The following is an 8,282-nucleotide window of genomic DNA, read 5'->3' as shown; positions in this document are numbered from 1 at the left end:
GCGAGATCACCGCTGCGCATGTCGCCGATGTCCTGTCGCTACAGAACGCGGCGGTATTGGTCGCCGCCCGGGGCCGGTTCATGCAGGCGCTGCCGGCCGGCGGCGCGATGACCGCCGTGCAGGCCACCGAAGACGAGGTGCGGCCGCTGCTGACGCCCGACGTCGGCATCGCGGCGGTCAACGGGCCCGCCTCCGTGGTGATTTCCGGCCCCGGCGACGCGGTGAGCGCGATCGCCGACCAACTCCGCGCCGACGGCCGCCGTGTCCACCGCCTCGCCGTCTCCCACGCGTTCCACTCCCCGCTGATGGATCCGATGATCGACGAATTCGGAACCGTCGCGGGCGGTCTCGTCGTCGGCAAGCCCACCATCCCGATCGTGTCGAACCTGACCGGGCAGCTGGCCGGCGACGACTTCGGTTCGGTGGGGTACTGGAAGCGGCATGTCCGCGAGGCCGTGCGATTCGCCGACAGCGTCCGCTTCGCGCACTCCGCCGGCGGCACCCGCTTCCTCGAAGTCGGGCCGAGCGGCGGGCTGACGGCGTCGATCGAGGAGTCGCTGCCGGACGCCGTCGTGACCACCATGTCGGCCCTGCGCAAGGACCGCCCGGAGCCGACGACGCTGATCAACGCCCTCGCGCAGGGGTTCGTCGCCGGGATGGACGTGGACTGGCGCGGCGCGCTCGGTGCGGCCGACTTCGTCGAGCTGCCCACGTATGCCTTTGAACGGCGGCGCTTTTGGCTCGCCGGCGACGGCGCTCCCGCGGACGCGACCGGGCTCGGGCTGGCCGCCGGCGAACACGCCCTGCTGGGCGCGGTGGTGGAGCTGCCGGCCTCGGGCGGCGTGGTGCTGACCGGCAGGCTGTCGCCCAGCGCGCAAGGCTGGCTGGGCGACCACGCCGTCGGTGGTGTCGTGCTGTTTCCGGGTGCGGGATTCGTCGAGTTGGCGATCCGGGCCGGCGACGAGGTCGGCTGTGGAATCGTCGACGAGCTGAATCTGGCGGCGCCGCTGGTGTTGCCGACGGGTGGATCGGTCGCGATTCAGGTCGTGGTCGAGGGCGCCGACGATTCGGGCGCCCGTTCGGTGTCGGTCTATTCGCGCGCCGAGGCGGGGTCCGGCTGGTCGTTGCATGCCGAAGGGATGCTGCGCGCGGGCTCCGTGCAACCGGACGCTGATCTGTCGGCGTGGCCGCCGGTCGGCGCGGCGCCGGTGGACATCGGCGACTCCTACGAGCGCCTGGCCGAGCGTGGGTACGGCTACGGGCCCGCGTTCCGCGGCCTGACATCGATGTGGCGGCGCGGCGACGAGGTGTTCGCCGAAGTGGCGCTGCCCGAGGACGCCGGGGTGTCGGTGGCCGGATTCGGTGTCCACCCCGCGATTTTGGACGCCGCGTTGCACGCGGTGATCTTGGCGTCGGACGGCGGCGAGCTCGCCGAAGGTTCGATGCTGGTGCCGTTCTCGTGGCAGCGGGTGTCCCTGCACGCGGCGGGCGCGGCGGCGGTACGGGCGCGCATCGTGCCGGTGGGTGAGTCAGCCGTATCGATCGAATTGGCCGACGGCTTGGGGCTGCCGGTGCTCTCGGTGGCGTCGATGGTGGCCCGGCCGGTGACCGATCAGCAGCTAATGGCCGCGGTGTCCAGTTCGGGACCCGACAGGCTCTTCGAGGTCGTCTGGTCCGCCCAGCCGCTGGCCGCGGTCCAACCGGTGGAGGTATGCGCCTGGGGTGCTGAGGATTTGGCCAAATTCGAAGACGGATCGGCGGTGCTCTTCGAATCGGCACCCGTGGTCGGGGACGTCGTGACGGAGGTACACGCGGCCACCCGCGCGGTGCTGCCGGTGCTGCAGTCGTGGTTGGCCCGCGACGGGGCGGGAACGCTGGTGGTGTCGACTCGGGGCGCCATGGCGTTGCCAGGTGAGGACGTCACCGACCTGGCGGGCGCGGCGGTGTGGGGTCTGGTGCGGTCGGCGCAGACTGAGCATCCCGGCCGCATCGTGCTCGTCGACACCGACGCGCCGCTGGATTCCGACGCGGTGGCGGCCATTTTGGCGCCGGCCGAGCCGCAGGTGTTGCTGCGCGACGGGACGGTCTACACCGCGCGGGTGCACGGCAGCCGCGCGGTGGGTGGCCTTTTGGTGCCGCCCGACGACGGCCCGTGGCGGCTGGGCATGAGCAGCTACGGCACCATCGAGAACCTGCGGCTGGAGCGGATCCCCGACGCCTCCAAGCACGTTGCGCCGCTCGGCCCCGGCCAGGTCCGCGTCGCCCTGTCGGCCATCGCGGCAAACTTCCGCGACGTGATGATCGCGCTGGGCCTCTATCCCGACCCGGACGCGGTGATGGGCATCGAGGCCGCCGGCGTGGTTCTCGAAACGGCCTCGGGCGACGGCCGTTTCGCGGTCGGCGACCGGGTCATGGGCCTGTTCCCGGACGGCACCGGGACCATCGCCACCACCGACCAGCGGCTGCTGGTCAAGGTGCCGGCCGGCTGGTCACTCACCGCGGCCGCGACGGCGTCGGTGGTGTTCGCCACCGCCCGCTACGCGCTGGTCGACCTCGCGGGTGTCAAGCCGGGTCAGCGGGTGCTCGTGCACGCCGCCGCGGGCGGGGTCGGGATGGCCGCCGTGCAATTGGCCCGCCACCTCGGCCTGGAAGTTTTCGCGACGGCCAGCCGGGGCAAGTGGGACACGCTGCGGGCCATGGGCTTTGACGACGACCACATCTCCGACTCGCGCAGCCTCGAATTCGAGGAGAAGTTCCGGACGATCACCGGCGGCCGCGGCGTTGACCTAGTGCTCGACTCGCTGTCCGGCGATTTCGTCGACGCCTCCCTGCGGCTGGTCGCCCCCGGCGGCGTGTTCCTGGAGATGGGCAAGACCGATATTCGCGACCCGGAGGTCGTCGCCCGCGACCACCCGGGTGTGCGCTACCGCGCCTTCGACCTCTTCGAGGCCGGACCCGAGCGCATCCGGGAGATGCTCGACGAGCTGGCGGCGCTGTTCGGCGACGACGTGCTGCAACCGTTGCCGGTCACCAGGTTTGACGTGCGACGCGCGCCGGCGGCGTTGCGGTACCTGAGCCAGGCCCGCCACGTGGGCAAGGTCGTGATGAGCATGCCCGACGCCTGGGTCGCGGGCACGGTCCTGATCACCGGCGCGACCGGCATGGCGGGTTCGGCGTTGGCGCGTCACGTCGTCGCCCGCCACGGCGCGCGCAACCTGGTGCTGATGAGTCGACGCGGTCTGGATGCGCCGGGCGCGGCGGAGCTGATGACCGAGCTGTCCGCGGCCGGCGCCCAGGTACAGGTGGTCGCATGTGACGCGGCGGACCGCGAGGCCGTCGCCAAGGTGCTGGCCGATATTCCCGTGCAGCGACCGCTGTCCGGCGTGATTCACGCGGCCGGGGTGCTCGACGACGCGGTGATCTCGTCGCTGACGCCGGAGCGCATCGATGCGGTGTTGCGCGCCAAGGTCGACGCGGCGTGGAACCTACACGAGCTCACCCGCGAGCTCGACATCTCCGCGTTTGTGCTGTTCTCGTCGATGGCCGGGCTGGCCGGAGCGTCGGGCCAGGCCAACTACGCGGCCGCCAACTCGTTCCTGGACGGGCTGGCGGTGCACCGGCGCAACCTCGGGCTGCCGGCGATCTCGCTGGCATGGGGTCTGTGGGACCAGGCCAGCGCCATGACCGGCGCCCTGGGCGCCGCCGACCGTGCCCGCTTCGGCCGGGACGGGATCGTCGCGATGTCGTCCGACGAGGCGCTGGAATTGATGGACACCGCCCTGATCGTCGACGAGCCATTCATGTTGCCGGCGCACATCGACCTCGCGGCGCTGCGCGTCAAGTTCGACAACGGCACGCTGCCACCCATGTTCGTCGACTTGATCAACGCGCCCAGCCGGCGTCAGGTTGACGACTCGCTGGCTGCGGCGAAGTCGAAATCGGCTCTGCTGCAGCGGCTCGAGGGGCTGCCCGAGGACGAACAGCAGGCCGTGGTGCTGGACTTGGTCCGCTCCAACATCGCCACGGTGCTGGGCAACTCCAGCCCGGAGTCCATCGATCCGGATCGGGCGTTCCAGGAGTTGGGCTTCGACTCGCTGACCGCCGTCGAGATGCGCAACCGGCTCAAATCGGCCACCGGGCTGGGGCTTTCGCCGACCCTGATCTTCGACTACCCGAACTCCGCCGCGCTGGCCGGCTACATCTATCGCGAACTAGTCGGCACGGCGGAGCAAAGCGCCCCGGCCGCCGCGGCCGGGGAGGCCGAGATCCAGCGGGTCGTGGGGTCCATTCCGGTCAAGCGCCTGCGCCAGGCGGGCGTGCTCGAGCTGCTGCTCGCGTTGGCGAACGAGGCGGACGGCGGCGGTACTTCAGCCCCCGCGGCGACGAGCGAAAAGGACATCGCCGACATGGATCTCGATGCGCTGGTCAATGCGGCCTTGAGTGACGATGACGACGACGAGTAAGGGCGCCCCGTGAGGGTCGCGGTCACCGGGGCCAGCGGTGTGCTCGGCCGCGGCCGCGCCGCCCGATTGCTCAGCGAGGGCCATGACGTCGTCGGCATGGCCCGCCACCGCCCCGAAAGCTGGTCGAGCGCGGCGGAATTCGTCGAGGCGGACATCCGCGACGCCGAAGCGGCCAAGCGCGTCGTCGCCGGTGCGGACGTGGTCGCGCACTGCGCGTGGGCAACCGGCAGCGAGCAGGTCAATATCGGTGGAACGCTCAACGTTCTCGAGGCGATCGCCGAAACCGGAACCCGACGCATCGTTTTCCCGTCGTCGGCCCACGTGTACGGCGGCGCAGACGCGCCCAAGACCGAGCATGACGCGAGAACCCCCGTCAGCGCCGACGGTCGGCACCGGGCCCGCGTCGAACAGCTGCTCGAGGATTCGGACCTGGAATGGGTCGTCATCCGTTCGGCGCTGATTCTCGGCCGGAACGTCGACAACTGGGTGCGCCGGGTGTTGGCACTACCGGCGTTTCCCGGCGCTGCGGCCGATCGTCGCATGCAGGTCGTGCACCTCGACGACGCGCTTCGACTGTTCAACCGGGCGATCGTGGACACCGAAGTCGGCAGCGGCGCGGTCAATCTCGCCGCACCCGGCGAACTGACTTTTCGGCGGGTGGCCGCGGCGCTCGGACGCCCCATCGTGCGGTCGAGCGTCCGACCCGCCGAGCTGCAACTCGTGCAGGGCGCCCCGTTCATGGACACCGCGCGGTTGCGGAACCAGTGGGAGTTCCGGCCGGCGTGGAATTCCGTAGAGTGCGTCGAGGACTTCGCGGTTGCGGTGCGGGGCCGGGTCAGCGTCGGCAAACGGGTGGTCTCGCTGCCCTGGCGGATGACCAGCATCGGCGACTTGCCCACCGTCGACGCCCCGAGCGAGGACGGCGTGAAACCCAATTGGGCCGGCCCGGCAGGGGATAACGGTGAGTTCGACACCCCGATCGACCCGCGCTTTCCCACCTTTCTGGCCACCAACTTGTCGGAGGCATTGCCCGGCCCGTTCTCTCCGGCGTCGGCCTCGGTGACGGTGCGCGGGCTGCGCGCCGGCGGCGTGGCCATCGCCGAGCGGCTGCGGCCCGGCGGGATCATCCAGCGCGAAATCGCGATGCGTACGGTGGCGGTGTTCGCCCACCGGCTCTACGGCGCCATCACCTCGGCGCATTTCATGGCCGAAACGGTGCCCTTCGCCAAACCCGCGACCATCGTCAGCAACAGCGGATTCTTCGGCCCCAGCATGGCGTCGTTGCCCATCTTCGGTGCGGAGCGTCCACGCTCCGAAACCAGCCGTGTGCGAAGGCAACTGCGGACGGTTCGCAACATCGGGGTTTTCGGTGTGAACCTGATCGGCCTGAGTGCCGGGTCGGCCGATGACACCCGCGAGTTCGTTGCCGATGTCGATCGCCTGGAACGCCTGGCCGGCGACGACCTCACCCGGCTCGACGATCGTCGGCTGCTGAGCCTGATCGCGTTGGCGCGGGACGAGGTGGTGCACGGCTGGGTGCTCGCCTCGGCTTCGTTCATGCTGTGCGCCGCGTTCAACGTGTTGTTGCGCGGTATATGCGGGCGAGACACCGCCGCGCCCGCGGGACCGGAACTGGTCAGTGCGCGATCGGTCGAGGCGATGCAGCGTTTGGTGGTCGCGGCACAGCGCGACCCGAAAGTGACCGCGCTGCTTGCCGAACCGGGGGAGCGCCTGGGCAAGCTGGCGGTCGAGGCGCCGGAGTTTCACGCCGCCGTGCTGGCCGAGCTGGCGCTGATCGGGCATCGCGGCCCGGCCGAGCTCGAGATGCTGTCGAGCAGCTACGCCGACGATCCCGAGTTGCTCGTGCGCATGGTGGCCAGGACGATGAGCGCGCCTCCCGCACCGACGCCAGAACCTACCCGGATCCCGCTGCGGGCCAAGCCGATTGCGCGCCTGGCCGGACACCAACTTCGCGATCGCGAGGTCCGTCGTGACAAAGTGGTGCGCGCCAACTGGGTGCTGCGCAACCTGATGCGCGAATACGGGCGCAGGTTAGTGGAGGCCGGAATCTTCCAGACCGCCGACGATGTGTTCTACCTGCTGGTTGACGAGCTCGACGCACTCCCGGCTGATGTCGGGGGCGTGGTGGCCCGGCGCCGGGCCGAACAACGCAGGTTGGCCACCGTCGTTCCGCCGACGGTGTTCAGCGGCAGCTGGCAGCCAACCGAGACGACGTCGGCGGCCCTCACCGGCGGGGACACGCTGCGTGGGGTGGGTGTCTCCGGCGGCCGGGTGCGCGGGCACGTTCGCATCGTGCGGCCCGAGACCATCGACGACCTGCAGCCCGGCGAGATACTCGTCGCCGAGGCCACCGACGTCGGCTACACCGCCGCGTTCTGCTACGCCGCCGCCGTGGTGACCGAACTCGGCGGCCCCATGTCACATGCGGCGGTGGTGGCCCGCGAATTCGGATTCCCGTGTGTGGTGGACGTCCAGGGCGCCACCAAGACTCTGCCGCCGGGCGCCCTCATCGAGGTCGACGGAACGACGGGCGAAATTCGCGTGCTCGACGCGTCCCCTTAGGGATGGTCGAACTCGATGTGCAAGCTGGTTGGGCCGCTCATTCCGAGAAGTGGTCGCCACGGCGGGTTTTCGGGACACCGCGGGTGCGGTAGGCGGCGAGCAAGTATCTTGAGTGCTTCGGAGAGTTCCCGTCTGGCAAGGTTCGCGCCGAGGCAGTAGTGAGCGCCCCCGCCGAAGGTGAGGATGGGGGGCGGATCGTTGCGAGTGATGTCGAAACGCGTGGGGTCGTCGTAGATGGACGGATCTCGATTGGCGGCATAGGTGTTCACGATGATGAATGTGCCGGCTGGGAACATGTAGTCGCCGATCGTGACGTCGTCAGTGACGCTGCGAAGGGTGCTGCACATCGAAGGCGAGTGGCGCATGGTTTCCTCGACGGCTTTCATTCCGAGCTCGGGCCTGTCGCGAAGGAGCGCCCACTGTTCCGGATGCTCGCAAAGGACTTGCATCGAGGCCGCCAATTGCGTACGCGTGGTGTCGGTTCCGGCCACCAGAATGCTGAACGCGAGCATCCGGACTTCACCGGCATCGAGTCGGTCGCCGCGATCTTCGGTCCGGATGAGTTCGGAGAGTAGGTCATCCGTGAGGGTCTTTCGCCGATCGGCAATCATCACGTCGATGTATTCATCGAAAGCGTCCCAGGCCCTGAGGACCTTGGGTTCTTCCTCGGCGAGATCGCAGTCAAAGCTCACGATCTTGAATATGTCCTCCGCCCACTTTGAGAACAGCTGCCAGTCTTGTGGTGGCGCACCCAGCAGGGCGCAGATGACAGGTATGGGGTACGGCCGCGCGATCTCCTCGACGAACTCGCAACTCCCTTTCGCCACAACGGCGTCGGCGAGTTCATTGATGACGGCGTGGATGGTTTCGTCCATACGCGCGGTTGCCCGTGGGGTAAACGCTTTGGATACCAGGCCGCGCAGCCGACGATGTTCGGCGCCCTCCATGCACAGGATGCTGCCCACGACGCGGTCCCATAGTTCCCCCGACGTCACGCCGTGCGCGGTGAGGTGAATGCCCGGAGGAATCCCGAACCGTGGGTCGCCGAGCACCGTTCGAGCAAGGTCGTACGAGATCACCTCGGGACCCACTGGACCCAGCGCGATCGGTGCCACTTCCTGGGCGGCGCGAAACTGTGGGTAGATCGCCTGGGGTGTGTCGGTGAGGTCGTAGCTCAGCACCGGTAGACCGGCGTCGAAGACGCTCGGCATCGCCGTGCCGACGGGGTGCTCGGCC

At 69.4% G+C, this 8,282-nt stretch carries 3 protein-coding genes; 2 read left to right on the top strand and 1 reads right to left on the bottom strand.

Going from position 1 to position 8,282, the window contains the following annotated elements; translation table 11 throughout:
* On the top strand, positions 1-4,463 hold a 4,463-nt coding region (locus A9X00_RS17750), incomplete at its 5' end, for an SDR family NAD(P)-dependent oxidoreductase (protein ID WP_156772154.1).
* Between the two features lie 9 nt (positions 4,464-4,472).
* Positions 4,473-7,046 (top strand): sugar epimerase family protein, encoded by a 2,574-nt coding sequence (locus A9X00_RS17745; RefSeq protein WP_067156057.1) that lies wholly within the window; start codon positions 4,473-4,475, stop codon positions 7,044-7,046.
* Here the strand turns inward: A9X00_RS17745 and A9X00_RS17740 are convergent.
* A complete protein-coding gene (locus A9X00_RS17740; RefSeq protein WP_067156084.1) occupies positions 7,043-8,257 on the bottom strand; it encodes a cytochrome P450 in 1,215 nt (404 codons plus the stop codon). The genes A9X00_RS17745 and A9X00_RS17740 overlap by 4 nt on opposite strands.
* Positions 8,258-8,282: the final 25 nt, after the last annotated feature.

This window comes from Mycobacterium sp. 1245805.9, from assembly GCF_001672915.1.
GTDB lineage: Bacteria > Actinomycetota > Actinomycetes > Mycobacteriales > Mycobacteriaceae > Mycobacterium.
This window is presented reverse-complemented; position numbering and strand designations above follow the sequence as displayed.

What these genes read in the sequence shown, in the direction of transcription:
- A9X00_RS17740 (WP_067156084.1), bottom strand. Translation starts at nt 8,257, where the DNA reads ATGCCGAGCGTCTTCGACGCCGGTCTACCGGTGCTGAGCTACGACCTC.